Raw genomic sequence first — 19266 nt, 5'->3', positions numbered from 1 at the left:
CTCTCTTCTCAGGAAAATTTCTTCCTCCAGTAATCTTTCCATACCATTGTAAGTTTTGAACGGTGTGTCTTTCTCAGTTTTTTTGGAAGGTTGTTACGAAGATTCCTTTCCAACTGCCTGGTCAGCTTTTTATTTTTCATGATAGCATTGAAACCTCCGGCACCCTGCTGATGTGCACCGTAGATGGTAAATGCGCTGATCTTAATACCGTTTTTTTTGAGAGCGCGTATATTGTCTTTGAGTATAGCTTGGAATATTCTGTCCTGATTGCGTGGAAGTTTCCATTTACTGTAGGGAATACCCAGTCTTTTTGCATAGGCTCTGGCTGTTTTTGGCATGATCTGATAGCGTCCGTAGGCACCGCTTTTACGGTTGTATGCATGATAGCTGCCTGTTGTAGATTCAATCTTTACGATTTTTTTAACGATTTTTTGCATGGTAGTATGACTTACCCCTGCTGTCTTGGCAATTTTGGTATAGGATGCTTCAGCTGTGGTTCCAGTCAGTAACAGGACTATTATCAAAGTGGAAAGTTTTTGCAAAATATCTGAAAGATATCCGGATTTCTTATGACCGATAGAAGGATGTAGTAAAAATTTTGCAGCAATAAGTAGTGCAGCTATATACAATAGTGTCTCTATGGTTATGCTCCTATAATAAAGTAATAGAAAAAAGGGTGGAAAAACTCTCCCTTTTTTTCGACTGCGCCATCATATAGTAACTAAATTAACCACCAATTAACGAAAAATTATATTTTTATTAAATTAATTTAATATTAAGGTATATTTTATAGACTTTTAGGTAGCTTAAAGGTCGCTTTTTTCTTTCCAACCAGTTTTAGAAGTTCATCTCCTTCCACAATCTCTTTTTCTATCAGTTTCTTTGCCAGTCTCTCTATAGTCTCCCAGTGTGCATTGACAAGTTTTTTACTGTACCTTTGGGCAGTTTTAAGCCAATGTAGAAATCTCTCTTCTATTTTCTCTTTAAGAAAAGTATCAGTCACCGGAGTGATTGTCTCTATATTGATAAGCCCCAGCTCGTTGTCCATACCAAGAGTCGTAATGGCAGCATAGATCTGGAAGGAAGCCTGGGAAAGATCGTCTATGGCACCACTGTCCATTTTATCACTGCCAGCTTTTTTCATTTTGACAATACGTCCTGCAAGCAGTACACAAAGATCGTAGAAGAGTTCCTGCTTGGTGATGTTTGAGAGTGGTTCATCTGCATTGTAGGAGACAAAACCGAGTGTTTTGCTCCGGGGTGCAATGGTGACCTGTTCGATCTTTATATGAGGAAGTAAAAGTGTAGAGAGTACGGCATGTCCTGCCTCATGGTAGGCTGTCATCTGTAACTCTTTCTCCAGGTCTCTGACCATCTGTTTATCGACCTTGTGACCGTATTTAATGATGTTGATCTGTTCAATAAGAATCTCTTCAGTGATTTTCTTCTTTCCCTGTTCGATCGTATTGAGCACTGCCATACGTCCCAGACGTTCAAGTTCTACAGCACTCATTCCTGTAATATAACGTACGATACGTTCAATGTCTATTTTGGGGTCATGAGGTTTTTTCAGGATTTTTGTAATGAAAAACCTTCTTGCATCTTTGTCCAGCTTGGAAACTTCGATCAAAAAATCAAGCTTTTGCGGAGCGGTCAGTGTTTCACCGACTGACTCAAGTGTTTGGGAAGTGGCAATGGTGAATACTCTGCCATCGGTACTTTCGAGTACTTTTGCAATGTCAGAGAAGGAGACGTTGGTGAATGTACCCTGTAGAAGACCTTTGATATCAATATCCTCAAGGATAACCAGAGATGGACTGTGTTTGGAGGCCGCTTCGTATACTTCTTTAATATAGTCAATATCAAAAAGCCTGGAGCCTGATATTTCGTAATAGGGAAGTTTCGCTTCATGGGCGAATGCTTTTGCCAGCATGCCTTTTCCTACACTTACAGGTCCGTAAAGAAGCAAGCCTTTGGGTATGGATGTATCAAAGCGTTCAAACAGTTCTGGTTTTTTGATGATCTTGATGATCGTCTTAAGGCGCTCTTTGACATGTTTGTGTCCTACAACATCGTCAAAACTGATCTCAGACCGGTGTGGTTTTGGAAGATTCTTTACATTTTTTGCCATACGCGACCTTTTGGGGTAGATTGTTTATTCTATCATAAGAAAAACAATAATAGATATCTATCTGCTAAAGAGTATAGAATAGAGTATAATATAGGTGATATTATTTAGAAATGGGGGTATTAGTATGATACATGAGCTCTCCAATCCGGTTGCCAAAACACTGTTGAACCATTTACGTGAGACAGGAACTGATGCATTGCGCTTTAGACATATCGTACAGGAGTTGACGCGTTTATTGGTCTATGAAGCACTCAAATCAGAACCGCTTGAGTCACGTCAGATCACAACATGGCAGGGAGAGCACTTTTTTGGTTTTATCAGGGAGGAGGATCTTCTTTTTGTCACTATTTTACGTGCAGGACTTCCAATGATTGAAGCGCTTGGAGCTCTTTTCCCCAAAGCATCTTCCGGATTTCTGGCGATGAAACGTGATGAAGATACGCATCAGAGCGTACTTTACTATGATCGTGTTCCCTCCTGTGAAGGCAAAACAGTGATCCTTGTTGATCCTATGGTAGCCACAGGCGGTTCTCTCTGTGATGCGATATCTGTCATTAAAGGGAAAGCGCCTGAAAAGATACTTTCACTCAATCTTATAGGTGCACCGGAAGGACTTGAGATTGTAAAGCAGAAGCATTCGGATATTGCACTCTATATTGTACAGATAGATGAAAAGCTTACGGATGACAAGTTTATTTTTCCCGGTCTGGGTGATGCCGGAGATCGTGCATACAATACAATATAAGTGTATTAAAAAAGTATGATGTAGAAATTATAGGGTTTTCATAGTAGACTTACAAAAATAAATATAAGGAAATAACATGAATGTATCTTTAGAATATATGGGTGAAAAAAAATTTAAAGCAAATACCGTTAAATCTTCTTATATCCTTGACTGTAAAGAGATTACACCGGTAGAGTATTTTGCCACGGGGATTATTGGGTGTACAGGGATCGATCTTGTGGTTATGGCAGAAAAAGACGGATATGCTGTGAATAACTATAAAGTTTCTGCTGAGATTGAGCGTCAAATGGAAGTACCTATGAAATTTGCTTCGATGCATATTGTTTACGCGTTTGACGGTTCTTTTGATGCAACTAAAGCAAAGCGTTACATTCTGGCTTCATTAGAAAATTACTGCACGACTATTAACTCCGTTAGAGACTCTGTAAAGATAAGCTATACAATCATATATAACGGTAATAAAATTGCTGATAGAGAAGGCATTGCTTCTGGTAGCGGCAGTATTGAACCGGATGATGGTTTTGGCGGAGCCTGCTGTTCATAGGGTGGAATGAAAAGAGAAGTGCATCTACCTCATTCTCCCTTCACGCATCTTTTGAAACTCGTCTTTACTCATCTTCCCATTATGATCCAGATCCACTTTTTGAAAATAGAGGTTTCCCCGAAAGCTTTCGGGGTCTATATTGTTGCGCTTCGCACGGAAAAGTTTGAACTCTTCAGGTGATATACTGCCGTCACCGTTACGGTCGATCGTCTTAAAGGTAATACCTCTGCGACTCTGCATCTCCATTTTTGAAAAAGCTTCACGGGGAAAAGTATCGAACATCATTTCTGAGATGGCTTTAGCCTCATTCGGAGTTATTGTATTTTTCATGGAAGGCATGAGCCCAAATTTGTCGATAGAAGCACAAAGTGCTTTCGTTACACTGGGGTCCATGATATAATCTACCATAAATTTGACAGCTTCTTCTTTTTCCGGATATTTTTCTTTGACATGGAGCATCACTTCGTCAGCAGGAGGACCTGTGAGGTTTCCTTTTCCCTGGAGTGTTACCAGCCTGGTCGTATGACATATTTTACATTTGTTCTTGTAGAGCAGCCTGGTATCAATCTTCTCTGAGGATGCTTCTATACATGATAGAGTGATCAGGGTAATGATTGTTATTGAATTTGCAGTAAACTTCATCTTTCCTCCTTTTTCTCAGTATCCATTATACCATCTCTCTAAACGCTGAGCAAAGTAAACGAGATGCTACTTGAACCTGATGATGGGAGCAGGACTTTTCCTTATGGTCAACTCAAATGCATCGGGGCGTGCATAGTGTCCGGCAACATCCAGGTTCCACTTTGAAGCATCCAGCAAATGAAGATCGATTTGAGCTATGAGTATTCCCTCTTCTGCATTCAGCGGACCGGAGAGTGTTTGTCCATCCGGGTTAGTTATAACACTGTTACCTTTATTGATCCATTCTCCTGGGGCAGTATAGTATGGTTCCAATTGAGGAAGTTTTTTGAGTACTTCTTCTTTTTTTAATACCATGCAGCATCCGGCCACAAAACATCGTCCCTCTTTTGCAATATGCCTCATGGAAGCATTCCATGTTTCTCCCTCATCATAGGTTGGTGCAAGATACAACTCTATTCCTTCAGCATAGAGAGAATAGCGGACCAGTGGCATATAGTTCTCCCAGCAGATCAGCCCTCCAACCTTACATAGGTCACAATCATAGACTGTTACTGTACTTGCATCTCCATAACCCCAAATAGTCCGTTCAGGTGCTGTCGGAATAAGTTTTTGGTGACGACCGAAAATATTTCCATCCGGATCAATAAAGAGAAGGGTATTGTTGAGACTTCCTCCGCTTGCCATGCTGTTCTTTTCATTGATGCCAATGACAACATAAATACCCGCTTTTTTCGCAGCATGGCACAACCTGTCTGTATCATCACTGCCGACAATGACAGCCTGTTGTAAGAGTTTTGCATAGAGGTCCTGGTTGAGGGTGATCTCTCCGGGAGGTATATGCCATATCCAGTCTGGATAGCAGGGTATAAAAGCTTCAGGGAAAACAGCAAGGCTGGCCCCTTTCTTTGCCGCATCACTGATCAGGGTACAGGCTTTTTCGATGCTTGCATCCTTATTCATAAATACTGGAGATGCCTGGATAACTGCAATACTGAAGGGGTTCCTTTTCTCTCTGAGAGTTTTTTTCTTTTTCATTTCATTCCTTCAAGGCGTTTACCTCATTATAAAAATAGCTGATTTCAGTATATACGCTTTTTGTGGAGTGAATATGCAGTCCTGTTACACAAGCACTGCATAGAGAATAACCTATAATGAATAATAAAGCCAAGGTCCCTAACTGGAAATGGAGGTGTATTATGTTTGAGTTAAAGAAAAAGTATAGTAGAGTGAAAAGAGGTATATTATTGGTTATTGTCCCTTCAGTGTTGATGTTGGCATCGGTACTGAAGGCAACAGAAACAGCTGTAGCCTATACCCATAATGACAGTAAACTGAAATGGGGTCCCTGTCCATCATTTATTCCTAAAGGGTGTGAGATAGCAGTGCTTCACGGAGATCCTGCCAAGAGAAATACAGATATCTTCTTTAAAGTACCTGCTAATTTTGCTATTCCTCATCATTGGCATACTTCAGCAGAAAGGATGATACTTCTTTCGGGGAAACTGAAGGTGACCTATGATAATCAGGATACAGAACTTTTGGAGCCGGGAACGTATGCCTACGGACCTTCCAGACTGTCGCATACTGCTTTTTGTGAAAAAGGTGAACCGTGTGTACTCTTTATCGCATTTGAAGAACCGATTGATGCTTTTGAGGTAATAAAAGCATCTCAGTAGCATACTCCAGGATAAAGTGATCGACTGCTGAATAAAAGAGAAATATTTTAAAGATCCTCTATTTTAATGATGATCTTTTTGATACTTTTCTCTTTTATTTTGACCCCGTCTATTTTTGCCAAAGGATATTGTTTACAGGTTTTGCACATACCTATGCATGATTTGACGATGACAGAATCATCCGGAAATGTTTTTGAGAGTTTTTTTTTAAACTTTTTAATATCGTGAAAGTGTTTACATATTTTTATTTTCATACTTTTACTATAGCATAGTTGCGATGTAATCGTGTGTAATGATGTTTAGGATATAATGCCGCTCAATTCATCTGACGGGATAGATAAATGATACAACTCACCAACCTCTCAAAAAGCTTCGGCGGACAGACTGTTTTTCGTGATGTCAGCCTTAAAGTAGCCAAGAACCAGAAGATCGGATTTGTCGGACGTAACGGATCAGGAAAATCGACACTCTTTAGGATGATACTAGGTGAAGAGAGTTATGACAGTGGAGAGATAAGTATCCCCAGGAACTATCGTATTGGTGCACTAAAACAGCATTTTGCCTTTACTGAAAATAGTGTGCGTGAAGAGTGTGCTCTGGTTTTGCCCGAAGATGAGCAGTGGAACTTCTATAAGATAGAGAAGCTGCTTTTTGGTTTAGGGTTCAGTGAAGCTGATCTTGATAAAAACCCGCTGAGCTTTTCGGGTGGATACCAGATACGTATCAACCTTGTCAAACTTTTGGCGACCGAGCCGAATATGCTCCTGCTGGATGAGCCTACCAACTATCTTGACCTTCCCTCCTTACGTTGGTTAAAGGGGTTTATTCATGAGTTTGAGGGAGAAGTAATACTTATAACTCATGACAGGGAGTTCATGGATGCAGTCAGTACCCATACGATGGGCGTACACAGAAAAGGGCTGCGTCTGATCGAAGGAGATACGCATAAGTACTATGCAACTCTTGAGATGGAAGATGAAACCTATGAGAAGACCAGAGCCAATCAGGAAAAGAAGCGTAAAGAGCTTGAGGAGTTTGTAGCACGTAACAAGGCCAGAGCCTCTACAGCTGCGATGGCACAGTCAAAACAAAAAGAGCTTGACAAGATGGAAGAGATGGGAGACCTGGAGAGTGAGGCCGATCTCTCATTTGACTTTAATTATGCTGAGAGCCCGGCAAAGATCATGATGCGTGTTGAGAATATAGGGTTTGGGTATAAGCCGAATGAACTTCTGTTCCAAAATCTTACTTTTGCATTGGAGAAGGGAAAACGCATTGCGATCATCGGAAAGAATGGTAAGGGTAAGTCAACGCTTCTTAACTACATTGCCGGTGAACTTTCCAGACTACAGGGAGAGCTGCACTATCATCCCTCTACTAAATTTGCCCATTTCGGACAGACCAATATTGAGCGGCTCAATACCACTGCAACGATTGTTGAAGAGATTGCGTCAGCCAGTAAAGAGCTTGGTATACCGGAAGCACGGGCGATTGCCGGACGTATGATGTTTCCGGGAGAGCTTGGTGATAAAAAGATAGAGGTACTTTCCGGAGGAGAGAGAAGCCGTGTAATGCTTGGAAAAATCATTGCTACACCAGCCAATCTTCTCTTTCTTGATGAACCGACCAACCACCTTGATATGCACTCTATTGATGCTTTGGCAGATGCCATAGAAGGATTTAAAGGATCGCTTATTATGGTAACCCACTCAGAGATGCTGCTTAGACGTTTGGCAGATACACTCATCATTTTCCATAAAGGGGGTGCAGAGTATTTTGATGGTACGTATGATGAATTCCTTGAGAAGATAGGCTGGGAAGAGGAAGAGGTGAACAAGCCCAAAAAGAAGAAGCCGAAGATCGATTACAAAGAGCGTAAGAGGCTGCGCAGTATGCTTACTCGGGAAAGAAACGATAAACGCAAACCTTATACCAGAGAGATTAAGTTGTGTGAAGAATATATTGAGAAGCTTGAGCAGGAGATGGTACTTAAGAATGAAGCTTTGGATAAAGCATCAGTTTCCGGAGACACTAGTGCGATTATGGAACTTTCCAAAGAGGTAGGAACCTATCAAGTGCAGATTGACGAGTGGTTTGAACGGTTGGAAGCCGCTACGGAAAAGGATGATGGTATCGTGGCTGAGTATGAAGAGAAGTTGGCAGAGATTGATCTATGAGACAAACATGTGTCACTTGCCTGCCTGATACGGGAGTATTGGGATAAAACTTTAATCTTGTTGTTCTCTGTTCATTCCTCTTATGGCAATGTAACAAAGAAAAAGAATAAGAACAGAAAGTCTTTGCAGACTGAAAAGTGCTGACTGTTTTAAATATTATATTGAGTGTAGCCGGTATGAAACAGGATACTCCTGAAATCAGGAATATCCCGGGAAAGAGAGTATAGTTAAATGCTCTTATGCGGATCTTCATGGCTGTGATCCCATCTCAGTTTTCCTCCACCAAGTATATGAAAGTGCAGGTGCATAACCTCCTGCCCTCCGTCTTCACCATTATTGGCAACAAGTCTGTAGCCCGTTTTGTCAAGACCGGTTTTCTTTGCCACTTCCTGGATAAACATCGTCATTCCCGCCATAACTTCCGGTTGGACATCCTGAAAACAGTCTACATGCTGCTTTGGAATGACAAGGATGTGAACAGGTGCTTTTGGATAGAGGTCATGAAATGCCAGAAACTGTTCATTTTCATGTACTGTATTGTTTGGGATCTCTCCATTGACGATCTTGCAGAATATACACATGATAATTATCCTTATGAGTAATTGTTTTGGGCAATTATAACACACTAAATCCCACTATTAGTTACTTTTGGATAAAATCACGGCAATTTAATAGGTAAAAATAGAGTGCTGACACTGCCATGCAAGCAGTTGCCAGAGTCGGCTGCTGGACCAAAGCCAGTGTTAACACAGTCTAGGGAGCAGTGCTTTTTAGACATTCTAAAATGGAGCATTATGGAAAATTTAGAAGCAAAGATACTTCAGGCTGATTCACTTGAAGCATTGGAAAAAGTGCGTATAGAACTTTTTGGAAAAAAAGGTATTCTTGCAGCAGAGTTCGCCAAGATGAAAGATATTCCAGGACCGGAGAAGAAAGCCTTTGCCGAAGGATTGAACAAGCAGAAAGCGTTACTTCAGGAGGCATTTGATGCACGTTATGAGACCCTGAAAGCAGAAGAGATCGAGAGGATGCTTAAAAATGAAGCGATCGATGTCTCACTTTACGGTACTTTGGCACAAAAAGGGGCACTGCACCCGGTCATGGAGACAATGGACAAGATTATCGACTACTTTGTAGCACTGAACTTTTCGGTAGAGAGTGGGTATATGGTTGAAGATGATTTTCATAATTTTGAAGCACTCAATCTTCCAAAGTATCATCCGGCACGTGATATGCAGGACACCTTCTACTTTAAGGACGGAGGATTACTTCGTACGCATACCTCTCCGGTACAGATCAGAACGATGCTTAAAGAGAAACCGCCGATCCGTATGATTGCACCCGGGTCGGTTTTCAGACGTGATTACGATGTAACGCATACACCAATGTTTCATCAGGTTGAGGGGCTGGTTGTGGATGAGAAAGGAAAGATCTCTTTTGCGAATCTCAAAGCGATCCTGACAGATTTTCTGCAGTACATGTTCGGTGATGTCGATGTACGCTTCCGTCCAAGCTTCTTTCCGTTCACCGAGCCTTCTGCTGAGGTGGACATCTCCTGTATCTTCTGCGGTGGAGAGGGGTGTCGTGTTTGTTCCCATACAGGCTGGATAGAGATTCTGGGATGTGGTATTGTAGATCCGAATGTCTTTAAAGCGGTAGAGTATAAGGATGTAAGCGGTTATGCGTTTGGTCTGGGAGTAGAGCGCATTGCAATGCTAATGCACAAGATACCGGACTTGAGAAGTCTGTTTGAAGGAGATATTCGTTTGTTGGAGCAGTTTAGATGATAGTAACAAGATCCTGGTTAAATGAGTTTATAGACCTAAGCGGTGTTTCGAATGAAAAGCTCTATGAGACCTTCAATTCTATAGGACTGGAAGTGGACAGTATGGAGCAGGTTACGATCGCCTCTAAAGTGGTTGTCGGGAAGATTGTCTCCTGTGAAAAACATCCTGATGCAGACAAACTGAATGTTTGTCAGATCGATGTAGGTTCCGGTGTGCGTCAGATCGTCTGTGGAGCTGCCAATGTTGTGGATGCAGAGTATGTTGCAGTTGCAACTATTGGTGCGGTACTTCCGGGGAATTTTGAGATCAAGCATGCCAAACTTCGAGGTGTAGAGAGTGAAGGGATGGTCTGTGCCTCCTCTGAACTCGGACTGCCGGAAATGGGTAAAGGGATCATGATACTTGATGAGAGTATCGGTGAATTGGAAGTGGGACGTGAACTGAACAGTTATGAGAAAGTAGCTGACACGATCATTGAACTGGAACTGACCGCCAACCGTGGTGACTGCTTGAGTATCTACGGCGTGGCACGGGACCTCTCAGCGGCACTTAATATCGAGATGAAGCCGTTCGAGTACAAGCAGGAAGAACGTATGAAGCTGGGAATAGCACGTAAGGCGGATCTTCATACAAAGGGTGAGATGGATGCCGATCTTCGGTATAAGCTGGCAAACATTGAAAACAGTGCGAGCAGTTTTCTGATCAAACTGCGTCTTGCCATGGTGAACGTTGAGGCGGACAATCCGCTTTCCGAGATCCTGGCATATACGACACACAGTACAGGTGTAATCTTACGTATGTATGATTGTGCAAGTTTCTGTGCTCCTGAAGATGATAAGGTGATAGTAAGCATTGAAGGATACCAAAAAGGAATCGTACATGTCCATGTCAACGGGAAACATGTCAGTATAGTCGGAGTTAATCAGGTAGAGGAGACAAAACCGACTGCCAAAAGTCAGGAGGTCTTGATAGAAGCAAGCTATATCTATCCGGATACACTGGTAGAGGCTGTAGCCAAAGAGGCACTGGAAAAAGATGACCTTTATTATAAAACATCCAGAGGTTCCAACCCTGACCTTTCATTCGGTTTGGCATACCTTGCCTGTATGATGGAAAAGTATACCCAGATCAACTGCTATGAGGGATCACTGAATGTTGAAGTAGAGAGAGAAGAGGAAAAAGTACTGGTTGATGCAAAAGAGATCTCTGCGATCGTAGGTATGGATGTGGAGTTGAGCAAGATCGTAACTGTATTACAGAAACTCGACTTTGAAATCTCTGCGATGAACGATCACCAGATTGCTACATCCGTACCGCTTTTCAGGCATGATATAAAGAATATTCAGGATATTGCCGAGGAGATCGTTCGGATCATTGGAATCAACAATATTCCTGCAAAGCCGCTTGTCTTTGCAGAGAAGAAGCGTCTTAATGCGACATTTGACAGATACAAAGCGAAGAAAAGTTTCAGAAACAGAGCAGTAGGTGTCGGCTTCTATGAGAATGTCTCCTATGTATTCAGTGAGAAAGCGGTGTTGGAGAAGTACGGATTTGTAACGACTGATGAAACGTTGGAACTTGCCAATCCGATTGCTGAAGAGCTGAATACACTTAGAAGCACACTTTTAACGAACCTTCTGCTTGCTGTCAAACGCAATGTCAGCTATACAAAGAAATCAATTCCTCTGTTTGAGATCGGTGCGGTATTTGATGCACAAAGAAAGCAGGCGGAGAGAATTGCTCTTGTCTTTGCCGGACAGATTGAGGCAGAGAGTGTAAAAAATGCAGGAAAGCCAGCGCTAATAGACTTTGCCACATTTACACAGAAACTTGGCAGTGTTATCGGGCATTTTGAGTTGGTACCGTGTACACATGAGAATGGTCTTATCCATCCGTATCAGTCAGCAGATATTATCATTGACGGCAAGGTCAGCGGATTCATGAGCAAGCTGCATCCAAGTGTACAGGAGGAGTATGATATTCCTGTAACATTCATCGCAGAGATCGATTTTGATGTTCTTTTGCCAAAACATATCAATGCCGGGCCTATTTCCAAATTTCAGGGAGTCTATAAAGATCTCAGTATAGTTATTGACAAGTCGCTCAGTTATTATGAAGTAGCAAAGGTTCTAAATAGTCTGGAACTGCCGCTCTTGAAAGAGAGCTATCCGGTAGATATATATACCGATGAGAAGTTGGGAGACAAAAAGTCTTTGACTATTCGTTTCTTTATCCAGTCAATGGAAAGAACACTTGAAGAGAGTGATATTGAAGGTGTTATGAAGCAGATCATGGATACCCTTCAGTTAGAATGCAATGCGGGGCTTAGATAATCATGAAGATACAGCTTGCATCCAGTTACGGTTTCTGCTTTGGGGTTAAACGGGCTATCAAAATTGCTGAAGAGCATCAGGGAAGCAAGACATATGGACCTCTTATCCATAACAAAGATGAGATAAACCGTCTAAAAGAGGGATTCAATATCGGGCTTGCAGAGAAGCTTGAGGATGTCGATAGACGCGATGCAGTTGTTATTCGTACCCACGGTATTCCTAAAGACGAATTGGCACAGTTAAAGGCTCAGGAGAATGAGATCATTGATGCGACCTGTCCCTATGTGACAACCCCGCAGAATATTGTGGCACAAATGAGTGAGAAAGGCTACTCAATTGTGATCTTTGGCGACAAGAATCATCCAGAGATCAAAGGGGTGGTCTCTTATGCCAAAGATCAGCAAAATGCTTTTATTGTTGCAGATGTAAAAGAACTTGACGGCTTGCCAATTCTCTCCAAAGTGGCTGTGGTGGCGCAAACTACCAGAAAACCGGAGGATTTTCTCAAGGTTGTCAATGCACTGATACCACACCATAAAGAGGTACGTGTTTTTAACACTATCTGTAATGCAACTTTTGAAAACCAGGATGCGGCCGCAGAACTGGCAAAAGATGCCGATGTGATGATCGTGATCGGGGGGAAACACTCTTCGAATACGAAACAGCTACATTCGATTTGTAAAAGTTACTGCAGTGACAGTTATCTGATAGAGAATGAAACAGAACTGAATACGTCATGGTTTAAAGGTAAAAGACTTTGTGGTATCTCAGCAGGTGCCTCTACGCCTGATTGGATTGTGCAAAACGTTATCGATACGATTCAGAGTATGGTACGGGTAGAGGAGGTAGGAAAGAGTGAGTAGTATTACACTTAAACCGATCAGCAAGATTGATGGTGAAGTGAAACTTCCCGGTTCTAAAAGTCTTTCCAATCGCGCATTATTGATTGCTGCACTGGCAGAGGGAACAACAAAGATCACCAATCTGCTTGAGAGTGATGATACCAGGCATATGCTCAATGCACTAAAACAGCTGGGAGTTAGTTATACGCTTTCAGAAGACAAAACGGAGTGTATTGTGAAGGGTAATGGCGGTCCTTTCCACTGTAATGCCCCGTTGGAGATTTTTTTGGGAAATGCAGGAACAGCAATGCGGCCATTGTGTGCTGCACTGACACTGGGAAGCGGAGACTACCTGCTAACAGGAGAGCCGCGTATGAAAGAGCGTCCCATAGGACACCTGGTCGACGCACTCAGAAGTGCCGGAGCTGATATCTCTTATACAGAGAAAGAAGGATTCCCTCCGATCAGGATCGTGACCAATGGTTTGAAAGGCGGAAAGGTTGAGATAGACGGAACGATCTCAAGTCAATTCCTGACTGCATTGTTGATAGCCGCACCGATGGCACAGAATGATATGCATATAACGATTGTTGGTGAACTGGTTTCTAAGCCCTACATTGACATTACGCTGGAGATAATGCGTGTTTTCGGTGTCGAGGTGATCAATGAGAATTATAAAAAGTTTATTGTCAAAGCCGGACAGATCTACAAAGCAGTAGAGAAGTATATGGTTGAAGGGGATGCCTCTTCTGCTTCCTATTTTTTGGCAGCTGCTGCGATCAAGGGAGGAACGGTTAAGGTAACGGGTATTGGAAAGAACAGTATTCAGGGTGATATTGCGTTTGCAGATGTATTGGAAAAGATGGGAGCAAAAGTAGAGTGGGGTGATGACTATATTGCTGTTACAAAAGGTGAGTTGCGTGCAGTCGATATGGACTTCAACCATATTCCAGATGCGGCAATGACCATTGCTACTACAGCACTTTTTGCCGATGGAACGACTACACTGCGTAATATCTACAATTGGCGTGTCAAAGAGACAGACAGACTTTATGCGATGGCCACAGAGTTGCGAAAGGTCGGTGCGATAGTGGAAGAGGGGGAAGATTATCTGACTGTTACTCCTCCAAAACAGCTTAAACATGCAGCCATCGATACCTATGATGATCATCGTATGGCAATGTGTTTCTCTTTATTGGCACTTGACCCTGTATCAGTAACGATCAATGATCCGGAGTGTACAGCAAAAACTTTCCCTGCCTATTTTGAGGTACTGGAGAGCATAGCGGTGAGATAGCAGGTAATAAGGAGTAGGGAACAGGTTAAGGTTGGTCTCAGCCAACCTGTAAAATTTTTTCTACCTTCTACCTTCTACCTTCTACCTTCTACCTTCTACCTTCTACCTTCTACCTTCTACCTATCTTTCTAAGCATCCTAATAAAAAATTTCGATATAATAACGCAAAATTTGTGTACACATAAGGATAGGTATGAAGTTCGAAGATATCGAAATAGAAGATGTAGATTTTGAGGCGATGCTTGAGGAATCGTTCAAAAAATCAGAGTCAAGAAGTGATTTGGTTACAGGTACGATCGTTAAGATCGATGAGAAAGACAATCTTGCAGTGGTTGATATTGGTGGAGGAAGAGATGCGAATCTCAACCTTGATGAGATCAAAGACGAGGAGGGCAATGTTGCTTTCAATGTTGGAGATGAGATTGAAGTAGTTAACCAGGGTAGAGGGCGTATTTCTTACAAAGCAGCATTGAGCCGTGTAGCACTTAATGAGTTTATTTCAGAATATGACGAAGAGCAAGAGTATATCATCGAGGGTGTGGTAACGAAAAAGAACAAAGGCGGCTATGTAGTTGAGGTAGACGGACTTGAGTTCTTTATGCCACGCACACTTTCATACCTTTCATCCAAAGTAGATCCGATCGGTAAAAAAGTTAAAGCAGTTATCGTAAAAGTGGATAAAGAGAAAGGTTCTGTAGTTGTTTCCAGAAAAGAGCTTATTGAGAGAGACAGAGCGAAAACAGAGGAGATAGTCGCATCATTACTTGAAAACAAAGAACCGGTAATTGGTACGATCAAGAAGATTACTTCTTACGGTATGTTTGTAGATGTAGGTGGAATGGATGGTCTGGTTCACTACTCACAGATCTCTCATAAAGGTCCTGTAAACCCTTCCAAATATTTTGAAGAGGGTGATGAGGTTAATGTCATTGCTTTGGATTATGACAAGAAGAAGAGACATCTTTCTCTATCTATAAAAGATGCAAATCCTGATCCTTGGTCAGATATAGACGCTATCATCGGTGTAGGTGATACAGTGACAGCGACAGTGTCCAATATTGAACCTTACGGTGTATTTGTTGATCTTGGAGAAGACCTTGAAGCATTCCTTCACGTTTCTGAGATCTCCTGGGATAAAAATGTCAAACATCCTAAAGATTATTTGACAAACGGAGAAGAGATCAATGTCGAAGTGATCGAGATTGACAAAGAGGGAAGAAGACTCAGAGTAAGTCTTAAAAATCTTCTTCCAAAACCAATGGATGCCTTTACTTCCGAGTATAGAGTTGGTGATATAGTTAAAGGAACCGTTACATCTGTTACAGATTTCGGTGCATTTGTAAAAGTAGGACCGGTTGAGGGTCTTCTGCATAACCAGGAGATCTCTTGGGATAAATCAAAAAATGCAAAATCTGAGCTGAATGTAGGTGATGAAGTTGAAGTTAAGATTATCAAGATCGACAGGGATGCGGGAAAAATCTCTTTGAGCAAAAAAGCATTGGAAGACTCTCCAGTTGCAGCATTTGCACAGAATCACAAGGTTGGCTCTATTGTAACAGGGATTGTGAAAGATAAAAAAGATTTCGGTGTATTTATTGCATTGGATGAGAATGTGGATGCGCTCATAAGAACTGAAGATCTGCACCCTTTAAAATTTGATGAGATTGAAAAAGGACAGGAGATCAAAGGTGTAATCAGCTTTATCGATCCAAATTCTGACAGAATAAGAGTTTCTGTAAAGAGACTTGAGCGTCAGGAAGAGCGTGAGGCGATGGAGAAATTGAATCTTGACCAGGATGACAGTATGACGCTTGGTGATGCATTTGGGGATATCCTTAAAAAATAAGACTTCAGAGAATACTTTTTTAAGTAAAACTCAATAAACTGCGTTAATAATGAGCCCTTCCCCGGGCTCGTAAAAACTTTCAAAATTAAAATAAAGGTATAAGATGTCAAAAAAAACGATTGTTGTTTGTGACCATATACATCAAAGCGGACTGGATATTTTAGCCAATGACAGTGAGATAGAACTGATCAATGCGGCAGATGAACCAAAAGACAAACTGATTGCAGAAATAATTCCCCTGGCGGATGTTGCGATCACCCGTTCGTCAACCGATGTCGATGACGCATTTTTGGCATCGGCACAGAAGATCACTGCAGTTGTACGTGCAGGTGTGGGGGTAGACAATGTCAATATTCCCGGTGCAAGTAAGCAGGGGATTGTTGTGATGAATGTCCCGACTGCCAATACGATTGCAGCTGTTGAACTCACAATGGCACACATGCTCTCATGTGTACGTCAGTTCCCGTATGCACATAATAATCTTAAACAGGATCGCGTCTGGAGAAGACAGGACTGGTATGGCACAGAATTGAAAGACAAAAAACTAGGGATTATCGGTTTTGGTAATATCGGTTCACGTGTAGGTAAACGTGCCAAAGCCTTCGAGATGGATGTGATCGCATATGACCCCTATATCGATCCAAGCAAAGCAACCGATCTTGATATTGAATACACTAAGAATTTCAATGATATCCTGGCATGTGACATTATTACGATCCATACACCAAAAACAGAAGAGACCATTGGTATGATCGGAAAAGAGGAGATTGCCAAGATGAAGGATGGTGTCATTCTTATCAACTGTGCACGTGGTGGACTCTACAACGAAGAAGCGCTTCTTGAAGGATTGAAGTCCGGAAAGATTGCAATGGCCGGGATCGATGTGTTCAATAAAGAACCGGCAACGGACCATCCTCTGCTTGATCTGAACAATGTTACAGTAACACCGCACCTTGGTGCAAATACCAAAGAATCACAGAGAAACATCGCTATACAGGCAGCAGAAAATGCTATTGCTGCGGCCAAAGGGATTGCCTACCCAAATGCTTTGAACCTGCCAATAAAAGAAAATGAGTTGCCTGACTTCGTACGTCCGTATCTTGAGCTGATCCAAAAGATGGGGCATCTCTCTGCACAGGTAACAAAAAGTGCGGTAAAATCCATCAAAGTAACGGCTAAGGGACCAGTATCAGATTATCTGACATCTATGCAGACATTTGCTGCAGTGGGAGTTCTGACCGAATCTGTGGCAGACCAGGTGAATTATGTCAATGCAGAATTCGTAGCCAAAGAGCGTGGTATTGAATTAACCAATGAAGTACTGCCAAACACCAGTGGATTTACAAATAAAGTAAAGATCAAACTCACTACAGCAGACAGCACGATTACGATAGCCGGAACTGTTTTTGATGATACAGTACAGCGTATTATCGAGATTGATGATTATATGCTTGAAGTAGAGCCTAAAGGAACAATGATATTCTTTAGAAATACAGACACTCCAGGCGTGATCGGTGATGTCGGACATATTCTTGCACAGAATGGTCTAAATATTTCGGACTTCAGACTCGGACGAGACAACAAGCAGCAGGCATTGGCAGTAGTACGCGTGGATGGTCAGGTATCCAAAGCAGTACTCGATGCACTCTCTGCACTTGATGCATGTATAAGCGTTTCGCACGCAACTCTTTAACAATACTCTCTCAAGGTAAGTCAAACATCAGTTTGACTTACTAAAACAATACAAATTAATCACTTTATTCAAATAATTTAAACATTACTTAAAATTATATTAGTTATAATCGCGGCAAAAATAGAAGATATTCCGTCTATCACAATTTCTTGTGCTATAATAGTTGATTATCTTAGGAGAGAATACGTATGAGAAAAATATGGTTTTTATTGTGTATATCGATGCCTCTCTTTGCCGAAATCAAGCAGTTAAGTCTGCAACAGGCGATAGAGATGTTAAAAAAAGAGAATCTTGAACTTAAGATTGCAAAGTTTAATGCCGAGATAAAAAAGCTTGAGTCCAAGGCTGTTGAAGGGATGAACTATGGTAAGTTGGATGCAACACTTATGGCAATGCGATCCAATGATGCGGGAAATGTCTTCGGATTCAAGTTGCAAAGCCGTGAAGCGACATTTGGTGATTTCGGTTTCAGTGATTTTTTAGCCCCGCCTCCAGGAACTACTGATATATTGACGGTACAGCCTCATGACTTGAACTATCCTGATGCCCGTAACCATTTTCAGACAAAAATATCTTATATGCTTCCTCTCTATACCGGTGGCAAACTGACAGAGTACAGTCGAATCAGCAAGATGCTGTATGAGATGAGTCAGCTTGACACCAAACAGCTGCTTAATGCCAAGATATATGAGACAAAGAAAGCTTTTTATGATATATCTTTGGTGGAGAACTATATTTTTAATCTTAAAAAGATCATGAAGAACATTTCAACACTTGAGAATGTGGTACGTGCGATGCAAAAAGAGGGCTATGCAAAGGAGATAGATCTTCTGGAGGTACAGGCAAGAAAAGCAGAAGCGGAGAGTATGTATAATCAGGCGAAACTCAACCGTGAACTCGCATACCAGTTTCTTTCATTTCTTCTTAACAAAGATGTCAAAAGCATCAAGCGTGTATATGATGTAGCACCCATGCCAAGTGTAGACAGAACAGCACTTGAATCAAATAACCTTGATATCCAGAAAGCAAAGCTCGGGCTGCAGATCAGTGAACATGCAGTAGAGCTTGAAAAGTCCCGTTTTCTTCCTGAAGTAGGTGCATTTGCAGAGTACGGCAGTGCGGACAATACGCTATGGAATGATTTTACCGATAAAGATTTCTACACCGTAGGTGTACAGCTTTCATGGAATATCTTTAATGGCGGTGTTGACGAGAAGAATATGGAAAAAGCAAAGGTGAACTACCTGAAAGTGAAAGATCAGGTGGAATTGGCACGTAAAGGTATTGCACTAAAAGCAAAAAAACTGAGAACGGAAATACTTAGTGCAGATGCAGACATAAGAAGTTTTAAAAAACAGTTACTTTTTGCTAAAAAAGTCTACGAGAACTATCGTACGCGTTACAAAGAAGGTATGGTCTCCATTTCAGATGTATTGATCAAACAATCCAAAGAGTTGGAGATGTTACTGAAACTTTTAACAGCAAAAAACAAACGCAATACAAAAGTCTTTGAACTAGACAGTATATTAAACAGGGGAGGTGCAGTGTGAGAAA

17 protein-coding genes are annotated in these 19266 nt (G+C 41.7%); 11 read left to right on the top strand and 6 right to left on the bottom strand.

The window, feature by feature from the left end; all coding sequences use genetic code 11:
* Window positions 1-8 precede the first annotated feature (8 nt).
* Both IMZ28_RS08220 and IMZ28_RS08215 read right to left on the bottom strand, forming a co-directional pair.
* Window positions 9-524 (bottom strand): transglycosylase SLT domain-containing protein, encoded by a 516-nt coding sequence (locus IMZ28_RS08220; RefSeq protein WP_232087450.1) that lies wholly within the window; start codon window positions 522-524, stop codon window positions 9-11.
* A gap of 263 nt (window positions 525-787) precedes the next feature.
* Window positions 788-2131: an AAA family ATPase gene (locus IMZ28_RS08215; protein WP_197548099.1), complete on the bottom strand. Its 1344-nt coding sequence runs from the start codon at window positions 2129-2131 to the stop codon at window positions 788-790.
* A gap of 124 nt (window positions 2132-2255) precedes the next feature.
* Between IMZ28_RS08215 and upp the strand changes: the two genes are divergently transcribed.
* On the top strand, window positions 2256-2876 hold the full coding sequence (gene upp / locus IMZ28_RS08210; protein WP_197548098.1) for a uracil phosphoribosyltransferase: 621 nt from the start codon (window positions 2256-2258) through the stop codon (window positions 2874-2876).
* A 76-nt stretch (window positions 2877-2952) separates the two neighbouring features.
* On the top strand, window positions 2953-3420 hold the full coding sequence (locus IMZ28_RS08205; RefSeq protein ID WP_197548097.1) for an OsmC family protein: 468 nt from the start codon (window positions 2953-2955) through the stop codon (window positions 3418-3420).
* A gap of 24 nt (window positions 3421-3444) precedes the next feature.
* Here IMZ28_RS08205 and IMZ28_RS08200 read toward each other — a convergent pair whose 3' ends face one another.
* The gene (locus IMZ28_RS08200) at window positions 3445-4062 is read right to left on the bottom strand and encodes an EF-hand domain-containing protein (RefSeq protein WP_197548096.1); all 618 of its coding nucleotides are present in this window, start codon (window positions 4060-4062) and stop codon (window positions 3445-3447) included.
* A 66-nt stretch (window positions 4063-4128) separates the two neighbouring features.
* The gene (locus tag IMZ28_RS08195; protein ID WP_197548095.1) at window positions 4129-5097 is read right to left on the bottom strand and encodes a carbon-nitrogen hydrolase family protein; all 969 of its coding nucleotides are present in this window, start codon (window positions 5095-5097) and stop codon (window positions 4129-4131) included.
* A gap of 161 nt (window positions 5098-5258) precedes the next feature.
* Between IMZ28_RS08195 and IMZ28_RS08190 the strand changes: the two genes are divergently transcribed.
* Complete coding sequence (locus IMZ28_RS08190; protein WP_232087449.1) at window positions 5259-5738, top strand: cupin domain-containing protein; 480 nt, start codon at window positions 5259-5261, stop codon at window positions 5736-5738.
* Window positions 5739-5785: 47 nt separating this feature from the next.
* Here IMZ28_RS08190 and IMZ28_RS08185 read toward each other — a convergent pair whose 3' ends face one another.
* Window positions 5786-5992: a DUF1450 domain-containing protein gene (locus tag IMZ28_RS08185; protein WP_197548094.1), complete on the bottom strand. Its 207-nt coding sequence runs from the start codon at window positions 5990-5992 to the stop codon at window positions 5786-5788.
* A gap of 87 nt (window positions 5993-6079) precedes the next feature.
* On the opposite strand from IMZ28_RS08185, the gene IMZ28_RS08180 reads away from it, so the two are divergent.
* A complete protein-coding gene (locus IMZ28_RS08180) occupies window positions 6080-7915 on the top strand; it encodes an ABC-F family ATP-binding cassette domain-containing protein (RefSeq protein WP_197548093.1) in 1836 nt (611 codons plus the stop codon).
* Between the two features lie 227 nt (window positions 7916-8142).
* Here IMZ28_RS08180 and IMZ28_RS08175 read toward each other — a convergent pair whose 3' ends face one another.
* The gene (locus IMZ28_RS08175; RefSeq protein ID WP_197548092.1) at window positions 8143-8496 is read right to left on the bottom strand and encodes a histidine triad nucleotide-binding protein; all 354 of its coding nucleotides are present in this window, start codon (window positions 8494-8496) and stop codon (window positions 8143-8145) included.
* A 213-nt stretch (window positions 8497-8709) separates the two neighbouring features.
* On the opposite strand from IMZ28_RS08175, the gene pheS reads away from it, so the two are divergent.
* The 7 genes from pheS (at window position 8710) to IMZ28_RS08140 (ending at window position 19262) form a co-directional block, all read left to right on the top strand.
* A complete protein-coding gene (gene pheS, locus IMZ28_RS08170; RefSeq protein ID WP_197548091.1) occupies window positions 8710-9702 on the top strand; it encodes a phenylalanine--tRNA ligase subunit alpha in 993 nt (330 codons plus the stop codon).
* Window positions 9699-12035, top strand: coding sequence for a phenylalanine--tRNA ligase subunit beta (pheT, locus tag IMZ28_RS08165; RefSeq protein WP_197548090.1), 2337 nt, complete (start codon window positions 9699-9701; stop codon window positions 12033-12035). The genes pheS and pheT overlap by 4 nt, the downstream gene beginning before the upstream one ends.
* A gap of 2 nt (window positions 12036-12037) precedes the next feature.
* Window positions 12038-12898 carry a 4-hydroxy-3-methylbut-2-enyl diphosphate reductase gene (locus tag IMZ28_RS08160; RefSeq protein WP_197548089.1) on the top strand — a complete coding sequence of 287 codons (861 nt, stop codon included), beginning with the start codon at window positions 12038-12040 and terminating at the stop codon, window positions 12896-12898.
* Entirely contained in the window at window positions 12891-14174 is a 1284-nt protein-coding gene (gene aroA / locus IMZ28_RS08155) for a 3-phosphoshikimate 1-carboxyvinyltransferase (RefSeq protein ID WP_197548088.1), read from the top strand. The genes IMZ28_RS08160 and aroA overlap by 8 nt, the downstream gene beginning before the upstream one ends.
* Before the next feature lie 192 nt (window positions 14175-14366).
* On the top strand, window positions 14367-16019 hold the full coding sequence (locus IMZ28_RS08150; RefSeq protein WP_197548087.1) for a 30S ribosomal protein S1: 1653 nt from the start codon (window positions 14367-14369) through the stop codon (window positions 16017-16019).
* Between the two features lie 103 nt (window positions 16020-16122).
* The gene (gene serA / locus IMZ28_RS08145; RefSeq protein WP_197548086.1) at window positions 16123-17712 is read left to right on the top strand and encodes a phosphoglycerate dehydrogenase; all 1590 of its coding nucleotides are present in this window, start codon (window positions 16123-16125) and stop codon (window positions 17710-17712) included.
* 188 nt (window positions 17713-17900) lie between these two features.
* Window positions 17901-19262: a TolC family protein gene (locus tag IMZ28_RS08140; protein ID WP_197548085.1), complete on the top strand. Its 1362-nt coding sequence runs from the start codon at window positions 17901-17903 to the stop codon at window positions 19260-19262.
* Window positions 19263-19266 lie beyond the last annotated feature (4 nt).

The organism is Sulfurovum indicum, assembly GCF_014931715.1.
Taxonomy (GTDB): Bacteria; Campylobacterota; Campylobacteria; order Campylobacterales; family Sulfurovaceae; genus Sulfurovum; species Sulfurovum indicum.
This window is presented reverse-complemented; position numbering and strand designations above follow the sequence as displayed.